The organism is Bradyrhizobium sp. OAE829 (assembly GCF_040546575.1).
Lineage (GTDB): Bacteria > Pseudomonadota > Alphaproteobacteria > Rhizobiales > Xanthobacteraceae > Bradyrhizobium.
The window spans coordinates 3,742,441-3,769,151 of record NZ_JBEPOE010000001.1 but is presented as its reverse complement, the minus strand read 5'-3'; the positions used below and the strand labels follow the sequence as shown (position 1 = coordinate 3,769,151).

The following is a 26,711-nucleotide window of genomic DNA, read 5'->3' as shown; positions in this document are numbered from 1 at the left end:
GATGAGTGTTGAGACCATCATTGCTGCAAACGAGGAGGCCGCGCGGCGCCGGATTGGCGTGACGGCCGCGCTTGCCGGCCTCGTCGGGCTGCTCGTGCTGATCTCGCTCGGCATCGGGCCGGTGCGGCTGTCGCCGCTGGCGGTGATGGAAGCTCTGCTCGGCGGTGGCAGTGATGTGTCGCAGGTGATCGTGCGGGAAATCCGCCTGCCGCGGACCATTTTGGCGCTGGCGATCGGCGCCATCCTGGGAATGTCAGGCGCGTCGCTGCAGGGCCTGCTGCGCAATCCGCTGGCCTCGCCCTCGCTGTTCGGCGCGCCGCAATCGGCGGCCTTCGGCGCCGTGCTGGTGATCGCGCTGGGGTGGGCCGATGTGCGCTCCTATGCGCTGCCTGTCGTGGCGATCATGGCCGCTTTCGGATCGGTGTTCGTGCTCTTGACGATCGCCGGCCGCAATGCCGGGCTGCTGATCCTGATCCTGGCGGGTCTTGCGATTTCGAGTCTGGCGGGAGCGGCGACGGCGCTGGTGATGAACCTCTCCAGCAATCCCTTCGTGGTGCTGGAGATCGCGTTCTGGCTGCTCGGCTCGCTGGAGGATCGCAGTTTTCAGCACGTGATGCTGGCGCTGCCGTTCATCATCGCCGGTGGCATCATCCTGTTCAGCCAGCGCCATTCCTTTCGCGCGCTCAGCCTCGGTGAGGAAACCGCGCAGAGCCTCGGCGTCGATGTCGGGCGCCTGCGGCTGATCGTGATCGCCGGCGTGGCGCTCGGGGTCGGCGGCGCGGTGGCGGTCACCGGCACCATCGGCTTCATCGGCCTCGTCGCGCCGCACCTGATGCGGCCCCTGATCGGCCACGATCCGGCGCGGCTGCTGGTGCCGAGTGCGCTGGCAGGCTCGGCGCTGCTGCTCGCCGCCGACATCGCGGTGCGGATCATTCCCTCGACCAGCGACATCAAGGTCGGTGTGCTGACCTCGATCATCGGCGTGCCGTTCTTCCTCTATCTGATCGCGCGCGAACGCCGCGCGCTCGGGGGAGGCGTCGCATGAGCGAAGCCGCACTTCTCACCGCCCGCGGCGTGAACGTGACATTGGCTGGTCGCCATGTGCTCAGCGATGTCTCGCTGTCGCTGACCACGGGTCATCTGGTCGCTCTGGTCGGGCCGAACGGCGCCGGCAAAACCACGCTGCTGCGCGCGCTGTCGGGGCTGCTGCCGTCCCGCGGCGACATCCATATCGGCGGCGATGCGCTGACTGGTCTGCCGCTGCGCGAGCGCGCAAAACGCTTTGCCTATCTGCCGCAAGGCCACATCGTGCACTGGCCGCTGCCGGCGCGCGACATCGTGGCGCTCGGCCGTTATCCGCATGGCGCGACCGATCCGGCGCGGCTGTCGCCAAGGGATACTGAAGCCGTATTGCGTGCGATGCAGGCGGTCGACGTGGTGGAGTTCAGCGAACGCCGCGTCACCGAACTGTCCGGCGGCGAGCGCAGCCGCGTCGCGCTGGCGCGCGTGCTCGCGGTGGAGGCGCCGGTGATCTTGGCCGACGAGCCGACCGCTTCGCTCGACCCGCGCCACCAGATCGACGTGATGAAGAATTTGCGCGCCACCGCCGACAAGGGCGTGCTGGTCATCGTGGTGACGCACGACCTCGGCCTGGCCGCCCGATTCGCCGATCATGTGCTGGTTCTGAAGGAGGGCCGGCTGGTATCGCAGGGCGCGCCGGTGGAGGCGCTGTCGGAGCAGGTGATAGCCGACGTGTTCCGGATCAGCGCCTACCGCGCCGAATACCAGCGCGAGGCCGTGATCGTGCCGTGGGCGGATCTGTGATGCGCCGCCGGCTTGCCGTGCTGCTGTCGGTTGCGGCGCTGGCGATGCCTGATAGCGCGGCGCTGGCCGCCAAGCTGCCGCGCATCGTGTCGATGAACGTCTGCAGCGATCAATTGCTGCTGTCGCTGGCCGATCCCGAACAGATCCTCGGGCTTTCGCGTTATTCGCGCGATGCCTGGGTGGCCGGTGACGTCGCGCGCTATCCAAAACTGTCGGGCGGCGCGGAAGACGTGATGGTGCTGAAGCCCGACATCGTCGTCGCTAATCTGTACGACAAGCGTTCGACGCGGGAATTGCTGAAGGCGCACGGGCTGCGCCTCGCCGAACTTCCGGTGCCGCGGACCCTGCCCGAGGTGAAGGACCAGATTCGCGAGTTCGGTGACATCGTCGGTCACCCCGATCGCGCAGCGGCGCAGATCGCGTTGCTCGATGCGGCATTGGCGCGGGCGCGCCAGGCTGTTGCCGCAAAACACTATCGGGTGCTGCCGCTGTCGCGGCGCGGCTGGGTCGCCGGCAGCGACAGCTTTGTCGGCTCGCTGCTGGCCGAGACCGGGCTGCTCAACACGGCCGGCGAGCTCGGCTTCAACTTCGGCGGCTTCGCTTCACTCGAGGCGATCGTGAGCCAGAAACCGGATTTGCTGCTGGTGTCGCAGGCCGGCGATTTCGCGCGCGACGACGGCCAGGCTTTTCTGCTGCATCCGGCGCTCGCGCGGTTCTATCCGCCGGAAAAACGCATCGTGATTCCGGAACGTCTGACCGAATGCGGCGGTGTGATGCTGGCGGAAGCGCTGGATGTGTTGACGGCGGAATTGAAGCGCGTGGGGCGGTGAAGTATTTCCGTCGTCCCTGCGAACGCAGGGACCCATAACCACAGGACGCTGCAACTTAAGCAAGGCGTCGGCCACTGCCTTCCATCATCGGTGCCGCGGCGTATGGGTCCCTGCGTTCGCAGGGACGACAGCAACGCTCACCCCATCACCACCGGGCCGCCGGCTTTCTTCCAGGCGTCGATGCCGCCCTCGATGTGGGCGGTGTTGGCAAGGCCGGCGTTCTTGGCGGCGGTGACCGCCATCGCGGAGCGTTCGCCGAACGCGCAGAAGAACACCACGCGGCGCCCGGTCGCGGCCGCGACTTCGCGCAGCATGCCGCCCGGCGCCAAGCTTTCGGCGATGCCGGGGTAGGGTGCATGCAGCGCGCCCGACAGCGTGCCGTGCTTGGCGCGCTCGCTGGCTTCACGCAGATCGACCAGCAGGATGTCGGGCTTGCCGATACTGTCGATCGCGGCGCGCGCTGACAATGCGAGGCCCTGCTTGGCGAGATCGTCCTGATGCAGGCCGACATGCATGTTGGCCGGCAGCACCACATCCATCAGTTTTGGATTCGGCAAATTGAGATTGTTCATCAGCTCGACATACTCGTCGATGCCGCGCACCTGCAGACGCGGATTGTAACGCTTCTCTTCGCCGATCGTGGAGACCGTGTCGCCCTTGTAGTCATGGGCGGGGAATACCATGGTCTCGTCGGGCAATTTCAGCAGCCGGTTGAAGATCGAATCATACTGCGCCCGCGCGCTGCCGTTCTGGAAATCGGTGCGGCCGGTGCCACGGATCAAAAGCGTGTCGCCGGTGAAGACGCGGTCGCCCATCAGATAGCTGTAGGAATCATCGGTGTGGCCAGGCGTGTACATGACATCCAGGCTCAAACCCTCGATCATCACCTTGTCGCCGTCGGAGACGCGCATCGACACCACGTCGGCCTTGCTCTGCTCGCCCATGATGGTGATGCACTGGGTGCGATCGCGCAGTTCGCCGAGACCCGTGACGTGGTCGGCGTGCAGATGGGTGTCGACCGCCTTGACCAGGCGCAGGTCGAGTTCGCGCAGCAGCTGGCAATAGCGGTCGGCCTTTTCCAGCACGGGATCGAGGATCAGCGCCTCGCCGCCGGCGCGACTGGCCAGCAAATAGCTGTACGTGCCCGAAACGCTGTCGAAGAGCTGACGAAAGATCATGATCGCTGCCGCGTTCTCTATTTGGGTCTCGCGGAGGATATTATTCTATTTTGACTACGGTCTCAAATGGCTTTCGTCTCTGCGGGCGGCTTTTTCGAGGTAGTCTTGCTTATCCAAGGCCGATCACGGCCTGACCAACGTATATCCATTCTCGGTCAGGAACAGAATCTGCGCGACGCCGACCTGGACCGGCGTCGCAGCCGCGATGAATTCCGGCCGTTTGCCGCTCTCGCGTTCGAGCGTGTCGACGGTGTTGAGGCAGATATCGAACCGCGCACCCTGGGCGACCAGGCTCTCGACCATCTTGCGGTTGGGATTCTCCGGGCGCAGTAGCTCGATGCCCGGGCCGAACGCGACGATTTCGATCGCGACCTTGTCGGGGTCGTAGTACTTCATCAGGTTGCTGGCGACGCTGAGCACGAGACCCTGCTTGCGTGGGTCATTGTCCGAAAGCTGCAGCACGATCTTGTGCTCGGCAAACGGCTTGTCCTGCAGCGGCGCCTGCTGGGCGCGCACGGCCGGCGCGGCGGCTGCGATCAACAGCGCTGTGGTCATCGCGCGGATCATGGTGAGATGGCCTGTCATACCTGTTTCGAAATGCCCGGATTGCCCTCGACGCCCTTCAGCGTCACGCCCGGGGCCGAGCGGTTGGGCGGCTTGCCTGACTTCAGATGTCTGGCCACCACATCCCAGGCCGGCGTGCCGGTCTGCTCGTTGACGGAAGCCCATCCCGCCACCTTGTAGCTCTTGGCGGCTTGCAGCTGATAGCCATTATCGAGCGTCAGTTCGGAGATCCGCTTGCCGACGCTTTCCGCCGGCGTGCAGGCATAGGCGAGGCCGCCGAGCCGGACCATGTCGCCGCCCTGCTGGTAATAGGGATCGGTGTTGAAGAGGTTGTCGCAGACGTCTTCGAGCACGTCCTTGATCTGGCTGCCGGTCATGGTCACGACGTAGGTCTCGGGGTAGGTAACCGCGGTCTGCGCCAGCACGTCTTCCATCGTCAGCGGCTGGCCCGCCAGCGCCGTGGTGCCCCAGCGGAAACCCGGCGACAGCGCGATTTCGGTGTCGAGTTCGCTGCGCAGCGCGTCGCAGATCAGTTGATCCATGCTGCCGCTGAAATTGCCGCGGCGGTAGAGCAGGCGATCGGCGGAAGCGATCTTGTCGACCCAGTCGCCCGCATGCGGCGCGCGGGTCTTGTCGATCAGCCCTTGCATCGTCGGATCTGGCTTCAGCAGTTCGGAGAACACCGGCAGCAGGCGGTAGCGGACGTTTGCGACCTTGCCCTTGCCGATGTCGAGATCGAGCACGGCGAGGAACTTGCCGTTCGAACCGGCATTGGTGACCAGCGTGACGCCGCCCGGATTGGTCACCGCGATCGGCTGCGGCACGGCGTCGTGGGTGTGGCCGCCCAGAATGACGTCGATGCCGGTGACGCGGCTGGCGAGCTTGAGGTCGACATCCATGCCGTTATGCGACAGCAAAATAACCGCATCGACCTTGTCGGTGTTGCGCAAGCCATCGACCAGCTTCTGCAGTTCTTCGTCCCGGATGCCGAATTTCCAGTCCGGCGTGAAGCGCTTGGGGTGCGCGATCGGCACGTATGGAAAAGCCTGTCCGATCACGGCGACCCGACGGCCGCCCATCTCCTTGATCGTGAATGGCTTGAACACGCGGCCCGATGCCGGATCGAACGCCTTGGCGTCGTTGAAGGCGGCTTCCTCGGTCAGGAAAACGTTCTGCGCCAGGAACTCGCCCTTGAAGCGCTCGAGATTGCTGCGCAGCGCCTTCTCGCCATAGGTGAATTCCCAATGGCCGGTCATCGCGTCGATGCCGAGCAGGTTCGAGGCGTCGACCATGTCGGCGCCCTTCATGACATTGGCAAGGCCCGTGCCCTGCCAGAGGTCGCCGCCGTCGAGCAGCAGCGAGCGGCCGGCGCCGGCATCGCTGCGCAGGCGATCGACCAGCGTCTTCAGATGCGCGAAGCCGCCGAGCTTGCCGAACCGCTGCGCGCCTTTTTCGAATTCGATGCAGGTAAAGGCATAGGCATCGGCGCTGTCGGGCCGGATGCCGAAGCGGTCGAGGAAGGCTTTGCCGACCAGATGCGGCGGATTGCCCTGCATCGAGCCGACGCCGAGATTGACGCTGGGCTCGCGGAAGAACACCGGCTTGAGCTGCGCATGCGTATCCGTGATGTGCAGGATGCGGGCATTGCCGAAGCGCTCGAGGTCGTAGACGCTGTCGGCGCTGCGCGCGAGGCGAGGCAGGCTGCCTGCGAGGGTAGCCGCGCCTGCTAGCGTCAGAAACTCCCGGCGGCGGATCGGCATACTAATCTCCGCGCGTCGCAAAACACGCTTCTTACTTGAGCATGATCTTGTCGGAAAACCGGCACCCACTTTTCCGGATCATGCTCTAGCGAATTTCCAAATCTCTCCAGCGTTCTTTTTCGCTGGTGGCCTGGAAGATCGAAGCTTTCGCCAGCGCTTCCGCTTCTTTGGCTGACGCCGTGGCCTTATCGAAATCGCCGCCATCGGCGAACTTCTTGGCCGCCGCCAGCGTCGAGGCCGTCGTGGTCCATTGATTTCGCAAGGAAGCCGCCTGCTTGTTGGCAGCTTCCGCGGCGGCGACGGCAGCCTTGTAGTCGTCCTCGCCGGCGGCCAGCGCCGAGGTCGCACCTAGCAGCAGCAACGCGGCGATCGATGTGAGTGTCGTGATCCTCATGGCCGCGCTCCCGGGCCTGATATCGGCAATCCGTTGCTGACATAGGACAGGTAGTATTCGACGTTGCGGTATTCATCGTCCTGCGGCGTCAGCGGCACGCCGCGGATCTGGCTGTTGCAGGTGGTGAAGCGCCGGCTGGTCGTGCCCATGCCGTTCCACTCGGAGCGATAGATCGGCATCGCGTTGACAATGCCGAGCGCCGGCGCCAGCACTTCGGTGCGGACCCTCTCGCCAGGGCTCTGCACATGGCAGGTGGCGCAGGAGAAATTGAGCTGGCCGCGCCTTGTGTAGAAATATTCCTTGCCGTTTTCATAAGCAGCCAGCGCGCGCGGGTCGTTGGGAACCTTGATGTTGAACGGCTTGCCGCGCGAGGTGAAGGCCATATAGGCGGTCAGCGCCGCCATCTCGTCGCGCACATAGGAGAACGCCGGCTCGCCGTTGGCTTCGCGGCAGCGGTTCAGCGCCAGCTCCAGCGTGATGACCTTGCCTTCCTTCTCGTCGAAGGTGGGATAGTCCTGGCGAATGCCGATGCCCTGATTGGGGAAGCAGTCGCCATAGGTCTTGCCGTTCTTGAACGGCTTGGAAAACATCTCCTTGCCCAATTCGAGCGAGAACTCGTAGGGCGGGAACTGTTCCTTGTCCTGCCATTGCTTGTACAGGTCCGCGTCCATCGAATAAGGACCGTTGACGAAATCCTCCGGCTTCAGCTTGGGGAATTTGTCGTAGAAGAATTTCTTGAACGCTTTCTCGTCGGCGACCGGGTCGACCTTGTCGGCAGAGACCGCAGGCGGGGCGGCGAACGCCAGCAGGGCCAGCGCGAACGCCGCCGCAGCGAATTGTGTTGCGGATCGCAGCTTCATTGAATCTTCGCCGTGGTCGTGTCGGTGGCGCCCTTGTTGTCGACCCAGCTCACTTTCAGCTCGTCGCCCTTCTTGCCGCCCTTGAAGGCGAACTTGACGTAGGGGTCCTTGGAGACGCCGCCGCCCCAGTCGGCTGTGAATACCGGCTTGCCGTTATATTCGAAGGTCAATTGCTGGATGAAATGCGGCGGAATGAGTTCGCCCTTGGAATCCTTGATGAAGCCGGAATCCATCGGGTGCTGGATCAGCGCCTGCACTTCGGTGGTTTCGCCTGACGAGGTGGCGCGCACGCGAATGGTCGATGCCATTGTTTCGATCCTTCGATTATCTGTGTCTTAACCGCCGCAACCGCCGACGGTGACTTTGACTTCCTTGGTGGCGCTGTAGAGCTTGCCGCCGGCTTCGACGACGACGATCACGTTGCTGGTCTTCGCCATCTTGATGCGGTTGGCAACGCTCGGCATCGTGCCGGCCGGAATCTTGTAGGAGGCCACCAGGGCGACCGGGTTTTCAGCCACCAGGAACGAGATCGAGGTCACGTCGGCCAGCGTCGTCGAAACCGACACCGGAACCACGGCGCCGTTTTCGGCGATCTCGGGCGCGTCCATCTTCACCTTGTCGGAAGCCTCTGCCGTCTTGCCGTAGAGCGACTTGATCGCGTCGGCTTCGCTCTTCTGCTTGAACGCATCTTCCGGATATTTGTCGTTGGCGGCCGCGAACGCCTGCGTGAGGCCAAAAGGAAGATTCCCAAGGCCGACCAGCGCCACCGCGCCCGCGCCTTGCAGGATCAGGCGCCGCGTGGCGGAAAATCCATTGTCAGTGCGTGTCATCCGAAAGTTCTCCTGAAAGGCGCGTCGTCACAATGTTTGCAGGAAATCCACGACCGCGCTGATTTCGTTGTCGGTCAAAATCCGGTTTCGTCCGAACGGAGGCATCACCGTCAGCGGATTGCGCTTGGTTTCGTCGTAGATAATGGCGACGAGCTCGTCGCGGTTGGGGTATTTGCTTTTGATGTCGACCAGTTCCGGCCCGAGCGTGCCGGGATACTGGCCGCCCTTGATCGCGTGGCAGGTCAGGCAATTGCCCTTGCTGCGGTCGAAGGCCAGTTTCTGGCCTTCCGCCGCCGCGGACTGGGCAGCAGCGGGACTCGCGGCGGCGCCGATCGATAGCGCCAGCACCATCCCCGCGATCAGGCCAAGCTTGTTTAGAGGTGTGTTGCTCAAGGACGTTTCCCGTAATTTCTATTCAGCTTGCCAATTCTACTTTGCGTATCAACGCTACTTTGCTTGCCAATTCTACTTTGCCAGCATGGTGTCGAGTGACCCCGTCGTGCGCGGCGTCAGGTTCTTGCCTTCCGCCGTGGACACGATTTTGACGCTGGCGGGGTCAACGCATGCGCTCATGCACGGTTTCGCTGCCGTATCGGGCCTCGGATCGGTCCAGAGGAAATTGTCGCGATTGGGCATTTTGACTTTCGGCAAGCTTTCCCGGTCGGCGACGAATTCACTGGGAACGATGTCGTTCAGGTTCAGAATATAGGCGGTCAAAGCATAAACGTCATCGGCTGACAATGTGTGCGGTGCGGCTATCGGCATGGCGCGGTTAATGTAGTCCCACAGGGTCGGCGCAAACGGCCAGTAGCTGCCGACCGTCAGCTCCGGCCGGTCATCCCTGAGCGTCCCGGCGCCGCCGACGAGCTTGGGAAACCGGCCCTCGCCTTCGCCGAAAGTTCCATGGCAGGCCGCGCATTGCTCGGCATAGACCTCCGAACCCCTGATCACGCCGCCGCGGCCCGCAGGCAGGCCCGCACCATCCTCGCCGCGCGCATCGATATCCCAGCCGGCGATCTGCTCGGGCGTCGCCCGCTCGCCATAGCCGTAATATCCGGGCTCGGCGGCGTAAGCGAAGGTGCCGGCGGCGGCGATCATGCTGACGCAAAGCAGCGCGAGGTGCTTACGCGAGCTGGACATCGAACACGCTCCCGTCGCCCTTCACCTGCCAGGTCTGGATCGAATTGTTGTGGTAGACCGAATTGGTGCCGCGCTGCTTGCGAAGCTGCGCGATGGTCGGCTGCACATAGCCGGTTTCGTCGATCACGCGGGATTCCAGCAGCGCCGGCGCGCCGTCCCAGCGCCAGGGTATCGTGAATTTCGTCAGCGCCTTCGACAGAACCGGCTCATGCAGCCGCGCGCTTTGCCAATTGACGCCGCCATCGGTCGAGACGTCGACGCGCTTGACCTTGCCGTTGCCGGTCCATGCCAATCCCCTGATTTCATAGAGGCCGGGACTCGAGAGCGGCTTTTCCGGGCAGGGGAAGGTGATGACGGATTTGGCGTCGATCAGCCAGGTGAAGCCGCGCGAGGTGCCGTCGGGCATCAGGTCGGTATATTTCGAGGTTTCTTCGCGCGAATGCCAGGGTTTGTCGCCGAGCTTGATCCGGCGCAGCCATTTGATGCTGACATTGCCTTCCCAGCCCGGCACTACCAGCCGCAGCGGATAACCCTGTTCGGGCCGCAGCGCCTCGCCGTTTTGCGCGTAGACCACGAGGCAATCGTCGAGGCATTTTTCGAGCGGCAGGCTGCGGTTCATGTGCGCGCCGTCGGCGCCCTCGACCATGGCCCACTTGGCTTCTTTCTTGATGCCGACCTCTTCCAGCAGGGTCGACAGCCGCACCCCGGTCCATTCCGCGCAGGAGATCATGCCGTGATTGAACTGCAGCGAGTTCAACTGCGCGGCACGCCACTCCATGCCGCCATTGGCCGGGCATTCGATGAAATGGATCCGCGTCACGGACGGAAAACGAATGATGTCCTTCATCGAGAGCAACAGCGGGCGCTCGACCAGGCCATGAATCATGAGCTTGTGCTGCTCCGGATCGACGTCCGGCCGGCCGGCGTGATAGCGCTCGAAAAACAGGCCGTTCGGCGTGATGATGCCGTGCAGATCCTGCAGCGGCGAAAAGCTGATGGAGGATTCGGTGCCGGCGGTGAGCCACGGCACGTTGCGCCTGATGACGCCGGCCTCGGTATCGGCGGGCCGGCCATAGGGCCGGTCGACCACGCCGGGCCCGATCGATTGCGACCATGGCGCGTCCGCAGGCGGGGATGCCGGCGAGGGCTCTGCATTTCCCTGTTTTGGACCGAGAGCAAGGCTGCCGGTCAGCGCCGCGCCAAGGCCGAGCAGGGAACGCCGGCCGAGCCGCGTATACGCGCCCGTGCTCGACAGTAGAGATATGCTGCGCCAGAGATCAGGCCGCACGTTTCATTCCCCTTGCCGCCGCATGGCCGCATCATTTGTTGCTTTTTCGCGGGTTTATCGGCATTCACTAATTTAGTCAATGCTAAATAACCATAGGCGCGATAAACTGATACACCGCGCCCAGTCGGCGCTGATTTCGATCCGGATGCAGACGATGAGAGCAGAAGCGGCAACAACCAACAAGATGCCCGTCGGCAATGGCGCCGAGGACGAGGCGTCCCTGAAGAAGCTGGCGAAACAGGCCGGCGAGGCCGCGCAGCTGCTTAAATTGCTCGGTCACGAGAAGCGGCTGCTGGTCCTGTGCTTTCTCGCGGTGCGCGGCGAGATGACCGTCGGTGAACTCGTCGGCGTCGCCAAGCTCAGTCAGTCGGCGCTGTCGCAGCATCTGGCAAAATTGCGTGCCGACGGCCTGGTCGAATTCAGGCGGGCCTCGCAGACGCTGCATTACCGCGTCGTCGATCAGCGCGCCCTGCGCGTCTTGCAGGTCTTGAAGGAAATCTATTGCGGAGACTTGAAGTGAGATTTTGCGGTGGCTGAGTTTGTGGTGGAGTTTGGCAAGGATGGCCGGCCGATTGAGGCCGACGGCCGGCTGGATGCGGCCGCATTCCATCGCAACCACGCACCGATCTGGGCGGTGCTGCAGAAATTCCTCGCCGGCAAATCCGGCGACGTGCTGGAGGCCGGCAGCGGCACCGGCCAGCATGTCGTGCATTTCGCCCGCCATGCGCCCGACGTCACCTGGTGGCCGAGCGATTTCAACGAGGCGCATCTGAACAGCATTGCGGCGTGGCGCGCCCATGCGGGCCTGCCGAACATCCGTCCCGAAATGCGGATCGATCTCAGCGATCCCGCATGGTGTCCCCAGATGCAGGACGGCAGCGGGCCCTCCGACTTGCTGGCGGTGTTCTGCGCCAATGTGATTCACATCGCGCCCTGGCGCGTCGCTGAAGGCTTGTTCGCCGGCGCGTCGCGTTACTTACGCAGCGACGGGCGGCTGTTTCTCTATGGCCCGTTCAAACGCGACGGCAAGCACACCGCGCTCAGCAATGCCGTCTTCGACACCAGCCTTCGCGACCGCGACCCCGAATGGGGCGTGCGCGATATTGCCGATGTCAGCCGATTGGCTGAAGGCGTTGGGCTCGCATTGATCGCAACCGTGCCGATGCCGGCGAATAATTTCATTCTGGTGTTCGAGCGATCGATAAAGGGTGAGCCCAGCGCATAGCGCGCGCCCGTTTGCGCCGGTTGATCGCACGTCTGCGCGTCTTCATAGTGCCGCAAATCAAACAAGCCAATGAATTGCAGCTCCCGCCGGGGCCTGCCGGGGCGGGAATGCCGATGCTGGATGCCACTGCCACCGCAGAGATCGTCAATGACGCGCGGGCGCGCGCCAATGTGCTGCGTCTCGCCGCGGCACAGGCGCTGACCGGCGCCAAGTCCGCGGTGATCTTCGCCACCGGTTCGATCGTCGGCGCGACGCTGGCGCCTGACATCTCGCTCGCGACCGTGCCGCTCTCGATGTATGTGCTGGGCCTTGCCGCCGGCACGCTGCCGACTGGTGTGATTTCGCGCGCGCACGGTCGCCGCATCGCTTTCATCATCGGCACCGGCTGCGGCGTGCTCACCGGTTTGATCGGCGCGCTCGCGATCCTGCAGGGCGCGTTCTGGCTGTTCTGCTGCGCGACCTTCTTCGGCGGACTCTATGGCGCGGTGTCGCAATCCTATCGCTTTGCCGCCGCCGACGGCGCCAGCGTCGCGTTCCGCCCCAAGGCGGTCTCGTGGGTGATGGCGGGCGGCGTGTTCGCCGGCGTGCTCGGTCCGCAGCTCGTGCAGTGGACCATGGATATCTGGCCGCCTTATCTGTTCGCCTTCAGCTTTCTGATGCAGGCTTTCGTCGCTTTGGTCGCGATGGCGGTCCTGTCCAGCGTCGATGCGCCGAAACCTGCGGCGGCGGACATGCATGGCGGCCGGCCGCTGTTTGAGATCGCGCGGCAGCCACGATTCATTGCGGCGGCACTGTGCGGCGTGATCGCCTATCCCATGATGAATCTGGTGATGACATCAGCGCCGCTCGCGATGAAGATGTGCGGGCTGACCGTCAGCGATTCCAATTTTGGTATCCAGTGGCACATCGTGGCGATGTATGGGCCGAGCTTCTTCACGGGCTCGCTGATCGCACGCTTCGGCGCGCCTCGCATTGTCGCGCTCGGCCTGCTGCTGGAGGCCGCCGCCGCATTGATCGGCCTATCCGGTATCACCGCGATGCATTTCTGGGCCTGCCTGATCGTGCTCGGCGTCGGCTGGAACTTCGCGTTTATCGGCGCGTCCGCGCTGGTGCTGGAGACGCACCGGCCGCAGGAGCGCAACAAGGTGCAGGCCTTCAACGATTTCCTGGTGTTCGGGATGATGGCGATCGGCTCGTTCTCGTCCGGCCAGTTGCTGGCGCATTACGGCTGGTCGATGGTCAACATGGTGGTGTTCCCGCCGGTGCTGCTGGGGCTCGCGGTGCTGTCGCTCGCATCATTCGCGCGACGGCGGGCGAAGCTGCGGGAAGTTGACGAACTTGCCGGCCCCACTATCTAATAGAAATCCTGATCTGGAGGCCTCATGCCCTCACGCGCGCGTCTTGACGAATTCATCGCCGTCGTTGTTTCGGGCGACCATGCCGGCGCCATCGAGCGCTATTACACCGAGGACGCCACCATGCAGGAGAACAGCGCGCCGCCGCGCGTCGGCCGCGACGTGCTGGTGGGGCAGGAGCGCGCGACGCTGGAGCGGGTGTCTGATGTCGTCACGACCTGCGTTTCCTCGGTTCTCGAAGGTGATCGGGTCGCGATCCACTGGATCTTCGATTTCACCTATCCATCCGGCAAGACGATGCGGATCGATGAAGTCGCGATGCAGGAATGGCGCGGCGACCGGATCTTTCGCGAGCGGTTCTTCTATGAGCCGCCGAAGAAGGCCTGATGACAACTGCTGACATTTCGGCGGCGGTCGAAGCTTTTTGTTTTGCTATCTGCTAACCGTCGTCATGGCCGGGCAGAAGCGCGAAGCGCGTCTTCGCGCTAGATGACCCGGCCATCCACGTCTTTGGCGGCCGCTAGCAAGGAAGACGTGGATGCCCGGCACAAGGCCGGGCATGACGGGGCAAACGCAAACAAAAGCAAGAAACATTGGACGCATCCACTTACACCACTCCCGACGAAACCTCGCTCCGCTACGACGGCTGGCGCATTGTGCTCGTCTGTTTCCTGCTCGCGACTTTCGGCTGGGGGCTCGGCTTCTACGGCCAGAGCGTCTATGTCGCCGAGCTGCAGCGGCTGCACGGCTGGCCGGCGTCGCTGATTTCGCTCGGCACGACGTTCTTCTATCTGTCCGGCGCGGCGCTGGTTGCCTTCGTTAGCGAGGCGATCAGGGCGTTCGGTCCCCGCAACTGCATGATCGCCGGCATCGGCACGATGGCGATTGCCGCTGTTACGATCGGCCAGGCGCGCGAACCCTGGCAGCTCTATCTCGCCAACGCGTTTCTCGCCTTCGGCTGGGCCGGCACCAGCCTCGGCATGATCACCAACACGCTGGGCCTCTGGTTCGACAAAAAACGCGGGATGGCGATCAGCCTGGCGCTGAACGGCGCCAGTTTTGGCGGGATCGCCGGCGTGCCGCTGCTGGTGCTGGCGATCGGCTATTTCGGTTTCCCGGGCGCGATGATTGCCGCGGCGGTGGTGATGGTAGCGCTGATGGTGCCGGTCATCCTGATTTACGTCGGACGGCCGCCGGGCCATGCTAGCGCAAACGGAGGCGCGGTCAGCGCTGCGGACGCGCCATCGCCGATTCAGATTCGCGCGCGGGCATTTCGCGATATCGGATTTCTGACGGTATCGTCGGCCTTCGCGCTGGTGCTGTTCGCGCAGGTCGGCTTCATCGTGCATCTGATCTCGTTTCTGGATTCGGTGATCGGGCGCGAGCGCGCGGCCATCGCGGTCGCGCTGTTGACCGCCATGGCGGTGGTCGGCCGCGTGCTGTTTTCGTTCGTGATCGACCAGATGAACCAGCGGCTGGCGTCCGCGCTCTCGTTCGTCAGCCAGGCGGTGGCGCTCGTGATCGTCATCAACGTGCACAATGACTACGCGCTGATGGCGGCCTGCGCGCTGTTCGGATTTTCGGTCGGCAACCTGATCACGCTGCCGGCGCTGATCGTGCAGCGCGAATTCGATCCACGCTCGTTCGGCGTGCTGGTCAGCCTGATCACCGCGATCAACCAGATCACCTATGCATTCGGTCCCGGCGTGGTCGGCCTGCTGCGCGACATGTCGGGCAGCTATTCGCTGCCGTTTTACGGCTGTATTGGCCTCGAATTGATTGCGGCGGTGCTGATCATGATTCGCGGGCGCCCAGCAAATCCTCGAGATCCAGCCGCTTCGTGAACATCGACAGCGAACCGTCGGTGGCGCGCGGCCATTCTTCCTTGGGCCGGTCGCGGTACAGTTCGACGCCGTTCTCGTCGGGGTCGCGCAGATACAGCGCCTCGCTGACGCCATGATCGCTGGCGCCGTCGAGCGCAATGCCGGCCTGCATCACGCGATGCAGCGCGTCCGCCAGCGCCGGGCGGGTGGGGTAGAGGATCGCGGTGTGGAACAGCCCGGTGGTGCCCGGCGGTGGCGGTTGGCCGCCTTTGCTTTCCCAGGTGTTGAGGCCGATGTGATGATGATAGCCGCCGGCCGAAATGAACGCCGCGGCCGTGCCCATCCGCTGCATGATCTCAAAACCGAGTACGCCGCAGTAAAACCCCAGCGCGCGTTCGAGATCCGCGACCTTGAGATGGACATGCCCGATCCGTGTGCCGGATATGATGGGCGGGTTGTCGGGCATGTCGATGTCTCCATTTGCCTTGCCGGGATTACAAGTAGGGAGAATCCGGAAAACGGGTACCCCGCAATTCGGAAACCAAGCGTTTCCAAACCTTACGCCAAATCCGACACTTCCCCATCCGGCAGCCCGAACTCAAAGGTGTTCAGCGTCATCGACACCATTGTGTAGTAGCCGCACAGGCCGATGACCTCTGTCACGCCGCGCACCGTTAGCAATTCCACCGCCGCGTCATACAACGGCTTGGAGAGGCCGTGGCCCTCATGCAGTGACTTGGCGACGTCGTAGATCATCTGGCCCTTGGGATCGTCGAAAGTGGGCGTGCGGCGGTCGCGGATGTCGTCGATGATTTTCGGGTCCATGCCGCCTTTCAGCGCCAGGCGCTTATGCGCGAACCATTCGTAATGCGAGGTCCAGTGCCGCGCGGTGACGAGGATCGCGATCTCGGAAAGTTTTGCGGGAAAGATCGTGTTGAAGCGGAGTTGCTCGCCGAGTCGCGTGGCATGCTTGGCCATCTGCGGGCTGTTGAGCCAGGCCATCATCGGCGCCGGCGGCGCGCCGCGCTTGCCGGCAATCGACTCGTCGTAGGTTTCTTTTTGCTCGGGGCTCATTTCGCCAGGCGAAAGCAACTTCAGCCGCATGTCGGTTTCCTCTTGTTTTTCAATCGTTGCCGCCTCTGCGATACACCCGATCCCGGCGCGTGACTATGGCGTTGCGCGCATGTGCGGCGCAGAGAGATGTTGAATTCCGCGATGCGGCGACTAAGGTCTTTTCAACTCGCCCAATATGGAAACGCACCATGTCCGATCCTGATCAATTCCGCCGTGAAACCCGCACCTGGCTCGAGGCCAATTGCCCGCCGGAAATGCGCAAGCCCATGACCTCGGAGGGCGACACCTACTGGGGCGGCCGCAACGCCAAATTCTCTTCCGAGCCGCAGCGCGTCTGGTTCGAACGGATGCGCGACAAGGGCTGGACCGTGCCCGACTGGCCAAAGGAATATGGCGGCGGAGGCCTCGACCGCGCCGAGCACAAGGTGCTGCGCGAGGAAATGGCGGCGATGGGCGCGCGTTCGCCGCTGTCGAGTTTTGGTATCTGGATGCTCGGGCCGGCGCTGCTGAAATACGGCAACGAGGCGCAGAAAAAGGAGCACCTGCCGAAGATTGCCGCGGGCCTGATCCGCTGGTGCCAGGGCTATTCCGAGCCCAACGCCGGATCGGACCTCGCTTCGCTGCAGACCCGCGCCGAAAGCGACGGCGATGATTTCGTCATCACCGGCCAGAAGATCTGGACGTCCTATGCCAACTACGCCGACTGGATCTTTTGCCTCGTGCGCACGGACGGGTCAGCCAAGAAGCATGACGGCATCAGCTTCATTCTGTTCGACATGACGTCGAAGGGCGTCACGACCAAACCGATCCTCTTGATCTCGGGCTACTCACCGTTCTGCGAAACCTTCTTCGATGGCGTGCGGGTGCCGAAATCGCATGTGGTCGGCACCGTCAACCGCGGCTGGGATGTGGCGAAATACCTGCTGCAGCACGAGCGCGCGATGATCTCGGGCATGGGCGAGCGCGGCGTCGGCCGGCCGCTCGGTCAGGTCGCGGCTGACTCGGTCGGCAGCGACGAGCAAGGCCGGCTGGAGGATCCGATGCTGCGCGGCCAGATCTCGACCTTCGAGATCGACGAGGCGGCGCTGTCGGCGGCGGCGGAACGCGCGGTCGATCTCGCCAAAGCCGGCCAGTCGCATCCGGCGTTTTCCTCGGCGATGAAATATTACGGCACCGAGCTCAACAAGCGCCGCCATGAAATCCTGATGTCGGCCGGCGGCGTCGACGCGCTGGAATGGGAAAGCGAGCGCTCCAAAGGCGGCGCCCGCCCGCGCGCCTGGCTGCGCACCAAGGCGAATTCGATCGAAGGCGGCACGTCGGAGGTGATGCTCGGCATCGTCGCCAAGCGGATCCTCGATCTGCCGGGGGCGTAGTGCCCAACCTCTCTCGTCGTCCCTGCGAACGCAGGGACCCATAACCACCGCTGTTGAGTATTTGGTTGTGACACCAGCTCCATTCCTACTCGATAGGCCGCGGCGTATGGGTCCCTGCTTTCGCAGGGACGACGAAGCAACTTAGTTCATCTCGAAACCGGAATCCTCTCCAATGGCACTCGTCCTCACCGAAGAACAATCCATGCTGCGCGACAGCGCGCGCGGCCTTATCAGCGACAAGGCGCCGGTGTCGCATTTGCGAAGCTTGCGCGACAGCAAAGACGCCACGGGATTTTCCCGCGAGCTCTGGAAGGCGTTTGCCGAGATGGGCTTTTTCCGGCCTGTTGGTGCCGGAAAACTTTGGCGGCAGCGGGTTAGGTGCCGTCGAGGCCGGCGTGGTGATGGAGGAAATCGGCCGCACCTTGATGCCGTCGCCGTTCCTGTCGACCGCGGTGCTGGCGGCCTCCGCACTGACGCGTGGCGGTAGCGACGCGCAGAAGGCCGCGCATCTGCCCAGAATTTCGGACGGCTCGCTGCTCGCGGCGCTCGCGGTCGACGAAGGCGCCAAGCATCGCCCGCTGCAGACCAAATTGCAGGCCGTGCGCTCCGGCAACGGCTTCAAGCTGAGCGGCGCAAAAGCTTTTGTGGTCGACGGCCACACCGCCGATCTCCTGATCGTCGCGGCGCGCACCGGCGGCTCCGCCGGCGAGCGTAACGGGCTGACGCTGTTCCTGGTCGATCCCAAGTCCAAGGGTCTTGCCGTGGAACGCACGGCGATGGTGGATTCGCACAATGCGGCGCGCATCGAGTTCGACAATGTCGAGGTCAACGCCGATAGCGTGCTCGGCGAGGTCGATCAGGGCGCAGCATTGCTCGAAGGCGTGCTCAATATCGGCCGCGGCGCGGTGGCTTCCGAAATGGTGGGCCTCAGCGAGGAAGTGTTCGGTCGCACCGTGACCTATCTGAAAGAGCGCAAGCAATTTGGAAAACTGATCGGCGAATTCCAGGCGCTGCAGCACCGCGCCGCCGAGCTCTATATCGATATCGAGATCACCCGCGCCGCCGTGCTGAAGGCGCTGCAGACGCTGGATGACGATTTTACCAACGCCGGGGCCGCAGTCGCCGTTGCAAAGGCGCGCGCCGGGACCACCGCGACGCGGGCGGTGCAGGAAGGCGTGCAGATGCATGGCGGCATGGGCATGACCGACCAGTTCGACATCGGCTTCTTCATGAAGCGCGCACGGGTCTGCCAGGAGTTGTTCGGCGACAGCAACTACCACGCCGATCAACTGGCGCGGATGAAGAGTTATTGATTTGCGTCTGCAGAGACATAATCGGTGTCATCGCCCGGCTTGACCGGGCGACCCAGTACGCCGCGGCGGCCGTGATTGATCCGAAATGTCCCGGCGTACTGGATCACCCGCTTTCGCGGGTGATGACAGCGAGTGTGTGGCTAGGCTTGCGAGCTTAAGCGCTACCTAATCGGCGGGGCGTACTGGATGCCGCCGTTGCTCCAGAGCGAGTTCAGGCCGCGCGGGATCTTCAGCTTGGATTCGGCGCCGACATTGCGGTCGTAGATCTCGCCGTAATTGCCGACATGGCGGATGATGCGGGCGGCCCAGTCCTTGGAGAGGCCGAGGTCCTCGCCATAGGCGCCTTCGGTGCCGACCAGCCGCATCACGTCGGGCTTTTTCGACTTCAGCGCCTCGTCGATGTTCTTGGAGGTGATGCCGAGTTCCTCGGCGTTGATCATCGCGTATAGCGTCCACTTTACGATCATCATCCAGTCGTCGTCGCGCTGCCGCACCACGGGTGCCAGCGGCTCCTTCGAGATGACGTCGGGCAGGATGGTGTGATCGTCCGGCTTACTGAGGTTGATGCGCAGCGCGTAGAGCTGGGAGACGTCGGCGGTCAGGGTGTCGCACTTGCCTTCATTATAGGCTTTGACGACATCGTCCAGCTTGGCGAATTTCATCTCCGTGTATTTCATGTTGTTGGCGCGGAAATAATCCGCGACGTTGAGCACCGTGGTGGTGCCTTCCTGCACGCAGATCTTGCTGTTGTTCAGGTCCAGCCCGGAATCGATCTTGCGCGAGGCCGGCAGCATGAAGCCTTCACCGTCATAATAGGCGACGGCCGGGAAATAGAGCGCGTTGTTGACCTCACGCGACATGCTCCAGGTGGAGTTGCGCGAGAGAATGTCGACCTTGCGGCTCGACAGCTCCTTGAACCGCTCGCTGGCGTCGAGCGGAATGAACTTCGCCTTCTTGGGATCGTCGAAGATAGCCGCCGCCACCGCGCGGCAGAAATCGACGTCGAAGCCGGTCCAGTCGCCCTTGTCGTCGGGGATCGAGAAGCCGGGCAGGCCCTTGTTGACGCCGCACAGCAGTTCGCCGCGCTTGAGCGTCCGCTTCAGGGTCTTGGTGTCATAGCGTTCATATGTGATTGCGCCAGCCGCGACCGCGATTGCGACCGCCAGCCCAATGAGGAGGCCGCCTCGAAAAGTACGTAGCATTTTTTAACTCACCAATTTCAGGGAAATGGATCTGCGGAAGAGACGGTGCTGTCGCAATTACAGTTCGGGCTTCTGCCGGATGATCACCTTGGTGCCGACCGGGACGCGCTCATAGAGATCGGCGACGTCGGCGTTGACGAGCCGGAAGCAGCCGGAGGAGACGGCGGTGCCGATCGTGTCGGGACGGTTGGTGCCGTGAATGCGGTAGACGGTGGTCCCGAGATACATCGCCCGCGCACCGAGCGGGTTACCCGGGCCGCCGGCCATGAAGCGCGGCAGATAGGGCTGGCGTTGAATCATTTCCGGCGGCGGCGTCCAATCCGGCCATTCCTTCTTTTGCGTGATGTTAACGAGTCCCTGCCACGTGAAACCCTCGCGGCCGACGCCGATGCCGTAGCGCAGCGCGCGGCCGCCGCCCTGGATCAGATAGAGATGGCGCTCGGCCGTGACCACGATGATGGTTCCCGGCGCTTCGTTGGTGCGGTAGAGCACCGCCGTCTTCCTGAACTGCGGATCGAGCTGGACGGATTCGTCGGCGACCAGCCCCGGCTGGTCACCCACATCGGGCTGCCGCAGCTGCGCGTTGCTCTGCGAGGCTGAGAGGACCAGACCGCTCGTTGCGATCATCATCCAGATCAGGTGCCGAAACTTCGTCATTGCGGAGCTCTCCTTGTTGGCGCGTTGGCCAATTGGTTGGCGCTTGGGCCAAATCAGCGGAACCATCAAATCTCAGGGCCAGCTTGATGGCAAGTTTAGGGCAGCAGGGCCGGTATCTTGCTGGAATGGCTTCTATTTTTGTTCATCTCGATCGCGGCTGATTGTGACAGACGGCTCATTTCGGCGCGATCCAGAGTCGCAGGCCGTAGGAGATCAGCGTCACCGTGCCGACGCCGCCGAGCCAGAGCGCGGCAAACCACAGCAGGCGCTGCGTCAGCGGCCGCGGTGTCGGCTCGCTGGATTCTTGATTGGACGCGTTTTCTTGACGCGAACCGGGGTCCACTTCGCTGGAAAACGCTTTGGTCATCAGTGATAACCGCTTCCGGCTTTGACCTTGCCGCGGAACACCCAATAGGCCCACGCGGTATAGCCGAGGATCAGCGGTATGAGAATCGCGACGCCGACCAGCATGAAGAGTTGGCTATTTGCGGGCGAGGCCGCCTGCCAGATCGTGATGCTCTGCGGCACGATATAGGGATACATGCTGATGCCGAGCCCCGCATAGGACAGCGCGAACAGCGCCAGCGTCAGGAAAAACGGCTGGTAGTCATATTTGTTGGCGAGGCTGCGAAGCAACATCACGGTGACGGCCGCCACCGCCACCGGAACCGGAGCGGTGAGGATGATGTTGGGCCAGGCAAACCAGCGATGGGTGTACTGCACATGCAGGAACGGTGTTGCAATGCTGACGATGCCGATGGCGCACAGCATCGCGACCAGCAGCAGCCAGCTTAGCTGATAGGCGCGGTCGCGCAATTCGCCTTCGGTCTTCATGACCAGCCATGTCGAGCCGAGCAGTGCGTAGCCGATCACGAGCGCGACGCCGGTGAGGATGCTGAACGGCGTCAGCCAATCCCACCAGCCGCCGGCATAGTGTCGTCCCGAGACATGAATGCCCTGCAGGATCGCGCCGAGCGCAATGCCCTGCGCCAGCGTCGCCAGCAGCGAGCCGCCGGCAAACGCAATGTCCCAGCGGTTGCGTTCGCGCGTGGTGCGCCAGCGGAACTCAAAGGCGACGCCGCGGAATACCAGGCCGAGCAGCATCACGATCATCGGCGTGTAGAGCGCCGGCATCAGCACGGCATAGGCCAGCGGGAACGCCGCCATCAGGCCGCCGCCGCCGAGTACCAGCCAGGTCTCGTTGCCGTCCCAGACCGGGGCGACGCTGTTCATGATGACGTCGCGGTCTTCCTTCTTCGGAAACAGAGGAAACAGGATGCCGAGGCCGAGATCGAAGCCGTCCATCACCACATAGACGAACACCGCAAAGGCGATGATGAAGGCCCAGATGGTCGGAAGGTCGATGGGGATCATCGCGCGGCTCCCTCGGCGACAGCACCGGCGGCCGGCGTGATGCCGGCGGCACGCGCCGGGACGTCGCTGCGCGGACCTTCCTCGCCATGATGCGGCGGCTGCGCCATCAGGCGCAGCAGGTAGATCACGCCGGCGGTGAACACCACGAAATAGACGATGATGAAGGCGATCAGCGACGAGGCAACCGCGGGCGCCGCCAGCGGTGATGCCGAGTCGGCCGTCCGCAACAGGCCATACACCGTGAACGGCTGACGCCCGGTCTCGGTGGTGATCCAGCCCGCCAGCACCGCGATGAAACCCGACGGAGCCATCGCGACCGCAAACACGTGCAGCAAACGCGAATTGTACAGCGTACCGCGGAAACGCATCAGCAAGCTGAGCAGGCCGAGCCCCACCATCAGCAATCCCATGCCGACCATGATTCTGAACGACCAGAAGGTGATCGGCACCGGCGGCCAGTTTTCACGCGGCACGGTGTCGAGACCGGCCATCGGCGCGTCGAGGGAATGTTTGAGGATCAATGAGCCCAGTTTGGGGATTTCGATCGCGTAGTCCATCTTGCCCGCGGCCTGATTGGGCCAGCCGAACAGAATCAGCGGCGCGCCGTCCTTGTGGCTCTGGAAGTGGCCTTCCATCGCCATGATCTTCACCGGCTGATGCTCCAGCGTGTTGAGCCCGTGCTGGTCGCCGGCGAGGATCTGGAGCGGGGCGACGATTGTTGCCATCCACATCGCCATCGAGAACATCACGCGCGGGCCGGCCAGATGCGGGTCGCGCAGCAGATGCCAGGCGCCGACCGCGCCGACCACCAACGCGGTGGTCAGGTACGCCGCCAGCACCATGTGCACGAGCCGGTAGGGGAAAGATGGATTGAAGATCACCTTGAACCAGTCGACCGCGATGAACTGGCCTTCGGCATTAAGGGCGTGACCTGTGGGCGTCTGCATCCAGGAATTGGCCGACAGAATCCAGAACGCCGAAATCAGCGTGCCGACCGCGACCATCAAGGTCGCGAAAAAATGGAGCCTGGGGCCGACGCGATCGAGCCCGAACAGCATCACGCCGAGAAAACCCGCCTCGAGGAAGAACGCGGTCAGCACCTCATAGGCCATCAGCGGGCCGATCACGGGGCCAGTCTTGTCCGAGAAGGCCGACCAGTTGGTGCCGAACTGGTAGGACATCACGATGCCCGACACCACGCCCATGCCGAAGGCGACCGCGAAAATCTTCAGCCAATAATTGAACAGGTTGATGAAAACCTCGCGCCCGGTCCACAGCCACAGCGCTTCAAGCACCGCAAGATAACTGGCGAGCCCGATCGAGAAGGCGGGAAATACGATGTGGAACGACATCGTGAAGGCAAACTGCGCCCGGGCCAATACAACGGCATCCCAGCCTTCGAACATCGGCACCACCTTATCGCAGCTAAGCTGGCGTCAATCCTATCATGCCGGATGCGATAACAGTACCGCGCCTTTTGCAGCAGAGGCCCGCTATCCAGTCGGTGTTCCGGCATCCGGAGGAGCATTGAGTCGCCGAACCATTTCTGCGCGCACGGCGCGTGCCGCATTTTGGTCGTGCTTTGTCGGGCTGCAGAAGGTCTGGCCCGTGCGCAGCCGAACGCTGATGGTGCAGGTGCGGTCCTTGGAATCGGGCTCGTCGACCTCGATCGCTGCGACGTCACCTGCTCGGATCGTCTCGGCGGATGGTTTGCCGCTTAACGCAATCCGCTCGACACGGATCTCGCCTTGCCGAATGATCCAGCACGCGCCGGCTAATCGGTGCGCGTAGCGGTAGAGTGCAAAGGCAGCAAGAAAGCCGAGCGGCAAGAGCAATCCGAGCGCCATCTCCCACTCGCCGATCCAGAATGCGATGAGGAATGGCAGGGCGCACAGGCCGGCCACAACCGGCACGGCGATTCGAATCACGCGGCCCAGATCGGGATTGACCGGCGAGCCAAGGATGATCTCGGCGTTGCCGGCCTCGAGCGGGTTGTCGATGGGCGCGGCATCGGGAAGACCGAGCAATCCCGTAGCAATTGCGGTGGTTTCGTTGACGCGCGTGATGTCCGGCAGCGGTGGAGAGATCAAGACACCCCCTGAGGCCAGCCTGCACACCAGGCTGAAACTCGCTGGATAGCTGAACCTGTTCTTGCGGACGCGAACCTCGGCGATGTCGTGATGGCTGATCATTCGCTTGTGCACCTGGCCGAGCGGACGCTGCTCGCCGATCAGGATGCCGTCTTGCGTGATGATCCAGGCCACATTGCATTCAAGCGCGGCAACGCCGATCAGGAACAATCCGAGCGGCACGACCCAGAGTGCAGGAATGAATGGTCGGCCGCCCGAGGCCCAGGTAAGCAGGCCCGGGACAATAATCAGAAGAATTGCAGCGCCGGAGCCCGCCTGGACAAACCTTTCCCTGAGCGAGGATCCCTTGCGCAGCCGAACTTCATCCGGGTTTGCCGCAGCATCCATTGTCAGCGGCAAACATCATGAGCGGCTCGATCGCGTCAAGCAAAAGTGCAGGATTACTCGATCACGATCTCGCCGGTCATGCCGAGATCGGCGTGGGTCTTGCCGTCAGCGCCCTTGATGTCGCAGCGCAGGTCGGTGACGCGGCCGGCGGCGACCGGCACCAGCCACCATTCGGCGGATTGTCCCGGATAAACTTCGATCTCGCGCATCGCGCCCTTGAACTCGGCGAGCGTCACGGTCTTGCCGTCGCGCTGTTGCGTGACCTGCGCCTTGCGCGTCCACACCATCGCTGAGAAAGCGTGCGAGGTGAAGTAATGCGGATCGTTGCTGTCGTTGCGCAGGATCAGCTTGTAGAGCTTGCCGGTCTCCAACTTCAGTTGCTTCGGCGCGAATTCATGCTTGCCGGGCGAGCCCAATGCGACGGTGACCTCGATCGGCGTCTGCCGCGACAAATCACCGGCCGCGATCGCCGCGCCCGAGACGAGGCCGAGCAAAACAGATGCGCCGATGGCGGCGCGATACGAGACGAACATGGTGGCCTCCCCCTGCGTTCCGGACGATTGCCGGCACCTGATTTGATGCTAATGCAAGTGCAAATTAGTTGCAAATAAATCGGGAGCGGTACCCAAGTCCGGACGAAGAGGGGGGCCGCTTTACTTTGCATGGGGTTGTTTTCGAGATTTTCTTCAGGCCCCGTCCCGGACGTTGGAGCCCGCCAACTGGCTCCTGGCGCGGCGTATTGGCCCCGCCCCCCAAATACAGAGCGACCCGGGCGGGGGGCATCCCGGCCGGGTCGTTGGAGGTTCTTGGGAGGTTAAGCTTGGTCGGCTCGTCAGAAACTTGGTTTAGCGAACGACGTCCGGGATCACACAGACCTCGGCGGCGCTCACGGTGCTGCAATCGACCACTTGCTCGCGCACGAACATCGAACCGGTATCGCGCTGGGCGCGAGGGCTGACATTTTGAGCGGACAGCGAAGCAAGGGTAGCGACTGCGCCGAGCGGGACGATGAAGAGGCGGAAGGACGGCTTCAGCATGTTCGCTCTCCTGTTCGGCGGTGGTGTTGCGTTGTTGATGATCGGTATAGGGGCAGAGTTTTTCCGGGTGATGTCGCCAATTGTTTCATTTGTTTCGTCGCCTTTAATCTTTGGCTTCGAAATCGACTCGGTTTCTGCTTCTAACACCAATCTAACCGATTGAAATAGCTGATATTTACGCAGCGATGCTGTCCACGCCGGCCACCTTAAGCAAGTCGGCCAATTGTTTGCGGGCATAGAACATCCGGGTCTTCACCGTGCTCTGGGGAATACCGATGATCGCGCCGGCCTCTTCCACCGACTTCTCGTGGTAGTAGACCAGATTGATGATCTCGCGATGCGCCGGCGACAGCTTGGCGACACAGGCGCGCAGGATGGCGCTGGTGTTGCTGCGGTCGAGCGACGCTTCCGGGGTGTCGGCTTCGTCGGCGATCTCCAACACGTCGTCCTGATCGATGTCCTCATGCTTGCGCTGGCGCAGCGCGGTCAGCGCCTTGAAGCGGGCGATCGACAGCAACCAGGTCGAAACCTGGGAACGGCCCTCGAACTGGCTGGCGGTGCGCCACACGTCCAGAAACACCTGGCTGACGAGGTCTTCCGCCATCGTGGTATCGCGCACCATGCGCAGGATGAAGCGGTAAACCCGTACGTGATGCCGGGAATAAAGCACGTGCATCGCCGTGCGGTCGCCTTTGGCAATGCTCTCCAGCAGCGATTCGTCCGATGTCGCGCGGGCATCGGCAATATGCTTGCGGGCTGCAGCGTTGATGGCAATCACGTTCGGCATGACAAACTCCCAGTTCGCCGCTTGGCGGCGTGTCGTTGGGAGATTTCTAGTTAATCAACGTTTCGGGATGTCTGCACGGAAGGGGGAAAATGGTTTCGTGCCGGGGAGAATTGTTTCGTCGCAGCGGCCGCGACGAAACATTCGGAGCAAAAGTATCAATAATTTCAATGTGCGGAAAATTGGAGGATTTCAGTCGGGGAATGGTTCCGCTGTGCGGGAGAAATTGTCGTCCCGGCGAAGGCCGGGACCCATACGCCGCAGCCAATCTTGTTGGAACAGGACAACGACCAAACGTGCAAAATCACGACTGCAGGTGGTTATGGGTCCCGGCCTTCGCCGGGACGAC

31 protein-coding genes and 1 pseudogene are annotated in these 26,711 nt (G+C 63.0%); 11 read left to right on the top strand and 21 right to left on the bottom strand.

What is annotated here, in order from left to right; all coding sequences use genetic code 11:
- Window position 1 precedes the first annotated feature (1 nt).
- Genes ABIE49_RS18495 through ABIE49_RS18485 form a run of 3 tightly spaced genes read left to right on the top strand, consistent with a single transcriptional unit; the run spans window position 2 to window position 2,654 of the window.
- The gene (locus tag ABIE49_RS18495; RefSeq protein WP_192735550.1) at window positions 2–1,045 is read left to right on the top strand and encodes a FecCD family ABC transporter permease; all 1,044 of its coding nucleotides are present in this window, start codon (window positions 2–4) and stop codon (window positions 1,043–1,045) included.
- Window positions 1,042–1,824: an ABC transporter ATP-binding protein gene (locus ABIE49_RS18490; RefSeq protein WP_192735549.1), complete on the top strand. Its 783-nt coding sequence runs from the start codon at window positions 1,042–1,044 to the stop codon at window positions 1,822–1,824. Before ABIE49_RS18495 ends, ABIE49_RS18490 begins: the two co-directional genes overlap by 4 nt.
- Window positions 1,824–2,654, top strand: coding sequence for an ABC transporter substrate-binding protein (locus ABIE49_RS18485; protein WP_192735548.1), 831 nt, complete (start codon window positions 1,824–1,826; stop codon window positions 2,652–2,654). The genes ABIE49_RS18490 and ABIE49_RS18485 overlap by 1 nt, the downstream gene beginning before the upstream one ends.
- Window positions 2,655–2,791: 137 nt before the next feature.
- Here ABIE49_RS18485 and ABIE49_RS18480 read toward each other — a convergent pair whose 3' ends face one another.
- The 10 genes from ABIE49_RS18480 to soxC form a co-directional block, all read right to left on the bottom strand.
- A complete protein-coding gene (locus tag ABIE49_RS18480; protein WP_192735547.1) occupies window positions 2,792–3,832 on the bottom strand; it encodes an MBL fold metallo-hydrolase in 1,041 nt (346 codons plus the stop codon).
- Between the two features lie 123 nt (window positions 3,833–3,955).
- Window positions 3,956–4,417 (bottom strand): DsrE family protein, encoded by a 462-nt coding sequence (locus ABIE49_RS18475; protein WP_502915914.1) that lies wholly within the window; start codon window positions 4,415–4,417, stop codon window positions 3,956–3,958.
- Entirely contained in the window at window positions 4,414–6,156 is a 1,743-nt protein-coding gene (gene soxB / locus ABIE49_RS18470; protein WP_192735546.1) for a thiosulfohydrolase SoxB, read from the bottom strand. Before soxB ends, ABIE49_RS18475 begins: the two co-directional genes overlap by 4 nt.
- An 85-nt stretch (window positions 6,157–6,241) precedes the next feature.
- Window positions 6,242–6,550 (bottom strand): hypothetical protein, encoded by a 309-nt coding sequence (locus tag ABIE49_RS18465; RefSeq protein ID WP_192735545.1) that lies wholly within the window; start codon window positions 6,548–6,550, stop codon window positions 6,242–6,244.
- Entirely contained in the window at window positions 6,547–7,410 is an 864-nt protein-coding gene (soxA, locus tag ABIE49_RS18460) for a sulfur oxidation c-type cytochrome SoxA (protein WP_192735544.1), read from the bottom strand. The genes ABIE49_RS18465 and soxA overlap by 4 nt, the downstream gene beginning before the upstream one ends.
- Complete coding sequence (soxZ, locus tag ABIE49_RS18455; RefSeq protein ID WP_192735543.1) at window positions 7,407–7,718, bottom strand: thiosulfate oxidation carrier complex protein SoxZ; 312 nt, start codon at window positions 7,716–7,718, stop codon at window positions 7,407–7,409. The genes soxA and soxZ overlap by 4 nt, the downstream gene beginning before the upstream one ends.
- A 27-nt stretch (window positions 7,719–7,745) precedes the next feature.
- Window positions 7,746–8,240 (bottom strand): thiosulfate oxidation carrier protein SoxY, encoded by a 495-nt coding sequence (soxY, locus tag ABIE49_RS18450; protein WP_192735542.1) that lies wholly within the window; start codon window positions 8,238–8,240, stop codon window positions 7,746–7,748.
- Between the two features lie 27 nt (window positions 8,241–8,267).
- The gene (gene soxX, locus ABIE49_RS18445) at window positions 8,268–8,591 is read right to left on the bottom strand and encodes a sulfur oxidation c-type cytochrome SoxX (protein ID WP_192735729.1); all 324 of its coding nucleotides are present in this window, start codon (window positions 8,589–8,591) and stop codon (window positions 8,268–8,270) included.
- Between the two features lie 114 nt (window positions 8,592–8,705).
- Window positions 8,706–9,380, bottom strand: a complete 675-nt coding sequence (locus ABIE49_RS18440; RefSeq protein WP_192735541.1) for a c-type cytochrome — start codon at window positions 9,378–9,380, stop codon at window positions 8,706–8,708.
- Window positions 9,364–10,644 carry a sulfite dehydrogenase gene (gene soxC, locus ABIE49_RS18435; protein WP_502915998.1) on the bottom strand — a complete coding sequence of 427 codons (1,281 nt, stop codon included), beginning with the start codon at window positions 10,642–10,644 and terminating at the stop codon, window positions 9,364–9,366. The genes ABIE49_RS18440 and soxC overlap by 17 nt, the downstream gene beginning before the upstream one ends.
- Before the next feature lie 208 nt (window positions 10,645–10,852).
- Between soxC and ABIE49_RS18430 the strand changes: the two genes are divergently transcribed.
- The 5 genes from ABIE49_RS18430 to ABIE49_RS18410 all read left to right on the top strand — a co-directional run bounded on the left by ABIE49_RS18430 (window position 10,853) and on the right by ABIE49_RS18410 (window position 15,092).
- Window positions 10,853–11,188, top strand: a complete 336-nt coding sequence (locus ABIE49_RS18430; protein WP_192735728.1) for an ArsR/SmtB family transcription factor — start codon at window positions 10,853–10,855, stop codon at window positions 11,186–11,188.
- A gap of 9 nt (window positions 11,189–11,197) precedes the next feature.
- Window positions 11,198–11,893, top strand: coding sequence for a DUF938 domain-containing protein (locus tag ABIE49_RS18425; protein WP_192735539.1), 696 nt, complete (start codon window positions 11,198–11,200; stop codon window positions 11,891–11,893).
- 113 nt (window positions 11,894–12,006) lie between these two features.
- Window positions 12,007–13,251: an MFS transporter gene (locus ABIE49_RS18420; protein WP_192735538.1), complete on the top strand. Its 1,245-nt coding sequence runs from the start codon at window positions 12,007–12,009 to the stop codon at window positions 13,249–13,251.
- A 24-nt stretch (window positions 13,252–13,275) separates the two neighbouring features.
- The gene (locus ABIE49_RS18415) at window positions 13,276–13,635 is read left to right on the top strand and encodes a nuclear transport factor 2 family protein (RefSeq protein WP_192735537.1); all 360 of its coding nucleotides are present in this window, start codon (window positions 13,276–13,278) and stop codon (window positions 13,633–13,635) included.
- A 206-nt stretch (window positions 13,636–13,841) separates the two neighbouring features.
- Window positions 13,842–15,092: an MFS transporter gene (locus ABIE49_RS18410; protein WP_192735536.1), complete on the top strand. Its 1,251-nt coding sequence runs from the start codon at window positions 13,842–13,844 to the stop codon at window positions 15,090–15,092.
- On the opposite strand, the gene ABIE49_RS18405 is transcribed toward ABIE49_RS18410, so the two are convergent.
- Both ABIE49_RS18405 and ABIE49_RS18400 read right to left on the bottom strand, forming a co-directional pair.
- A complete protein-coding gene (locus ABIE49_RS18405; RefSeq protein ID WP_192735535.1) occupies window positions 15,043–15,537 on the bottom strand; it encodes a VOC family protein in 495 nt (164 codons plus the stop codon). The genes ABIE49_RS18410 and ABIE49_RS18405 overlap by 50 nt on opposite strands.
- Before the next feature lie 92 nt (window positions 15,538–15,629).
- On the bottom strand, window positions 15,630–16,175 hold the full coding sequence (locus ABIE49_RS18400; RefSeq protein WP_192735534.1) for a carboxymuconolactone decarboxylase family protein: 546 nt from the start codon (window positions 16,173–16,175) through the stop codon (window positions 15,630–15,632).
- 158 nt (window positions 16,176–16,333) lie between these two features.
- Here ABIE49_RS18400 and ABIE49_RS18395 point away from each other — a divergent pair, with 158 nt between their 5' ends.
- Window positions 16,334–17,518, top strand: a complete 1,185-nt coding sequence (locus tag ABIE49_RS18395) for an acyl-CoA dehydrogenase family protein (RefSeq protein ID WP_192735533.1) — start codon at window positions 16,334–16,336, stop codon at window positions 17,516–17,518.
- Between the two features lie 172 nt (window positions 17,519–17,690).
- Window positions 17,691–18,831, top strand: a pseudogene (locus ABIE49_RS18390) (acyl-CoA dehydrogenase family protein).
- A gap of 161 nt (window positions 18,832–18,992) precedes the next feature.
- On the opposite strand, the gene ABIE49_RS18385 reads toward ABIE49_RS18390, so the two are convergent.
- The 8 genes from ABIE49_RS18385 to ABIE49_RS18350 form a co-directional block, all read right to left on the bottom strand.
- Complete coding sequence (locus ABIE49_RS18385) at window positions 18,993–20,033, bottom strand: amino acid ABC transporter substrate-binding protein (protein ID WP_192735531.1); 1,041 nt, start codon at window positions 20,031–20,033, stop codon at window positions 18,993–18,995.
- 57 nt (window positions 20,034–20,090) lie between these two features.
- Window positions 20,091–20,690, bottom strand: a complete 600-nt coding sequence (locus tag ABIE49_RS18380) for a L,D-transpeptidase (protein WP_192735530.1) — start codon at window positions 20,688–20,690, stop codon at window positions 20,091–20,093.
- 175 nt (window positions 20,691–20,865) lie between these two features.
- On the bottom strand, window positions 20,866–20,967 hold the full coding sequence (locus ABIE49_RS18375; protein ID WP_192735727.1) for a DUF2474 domain-containing protein: 102 nt from the start codon (window positions 20,965–20,967) through the stop codon (window positions 20,866–20,868).
- Window positions 20,968–21,056: 89 nt separating this feature from the next.
- Entirely contained in the window at window positions 21,057–22,064 is a 1,008-nt protein-coding gene (gene cydB / locus ABIE49_RS18370) for a cytochrome d ubiquinol oxidase subunit II (protein WP_210337217.1), read from the bottom strand.
- A complete protein-coding gene (locus tag ABIE49_RS18365) occupies window positions 22,061–23,470 on the bottom strand; it encodes a cytochrome ubiquinol oxidase subunit I (protein WP_192735529.1) in 1,410 nt (469 codons plus the stop codon). The genes cydB and ABIE49_RS18365 overlap by 4 nt, the downstream gene beginning before the upstream one ends.
- An 87-nt stretch (window positions 23,471–23,557) precedes the next feature.
- Window positions 23,558–24,541, bottom strand: coding sequence for a hypothetical protein (locus tag ABIE49_RS18360; protein WP_192735528.1), 984 nt, complete (start codon window positions 24,539–24,541; stop codon window positions 23,558–23,560).
- A 53-nt stretch (window positions 24,542–24,594) separates the two neighbouring features.
- The gene (locus tag ABIE49_RS18355; protein ID WP_192735527.1) at window positions 24,595–25,074 is read right to left on the bottom strand and encodes a cupredoxin domain-containing protein; all 480 of its coding nucleotides are present in this window, start codon (window positions 25,072–25,074) and stop codon (window positions 24,595–24,597) included.
- A gap of 312 nt (window positions 25,075–25,386) precedes the next feature.
- Complete coding sequence (locus tag ABIE49_RS18350) at window positions 25,387–25,578, bottom strand: hypothetical protein (RefSeq protein ID WP_192735526.1); 192 nt, start codon at window positions 25,576–25,578, stop codon at window positions 25,387–25,389.
- Here ABIE49_RS18350 and ABIE49_RS18345 point away from each other — a divergent pair.
- The gene (locus ABIE49_RS18345) at window positions 25,577–25,741 is read left to right on the top strand and encodes a hypothetical protein (protein WP_192735525.1); all 165 of its coding nucleotides are present in this window, start codon (window positions 25,577–25,579) and stop codon (window positions 25,739–25,741) included. The two genes, ABIE49_RS18350 and ABIE49_RS18345, sit on opposite strands and share 2 nt — an antisense overlap.
- Before the next feature lie 12 nt (window positions 25,742–25,753).
- On the opposite strand, the gene ABIE49_RS18340 is transcribed toward ABIE49_RS18345, so the two are convergent.
- Entirely contained in the window at window positions 25,754–26,365 is a 612-nt protein-coding gene (locus ABIE49_RS18340; RefSeq protein ID WP_192735524.1) for a sigma-70 family RNA polymerase sigma factor, read from the bottom strand.
- Window positions 26,366–26,711: the final 346 nt, after the last annotated feature.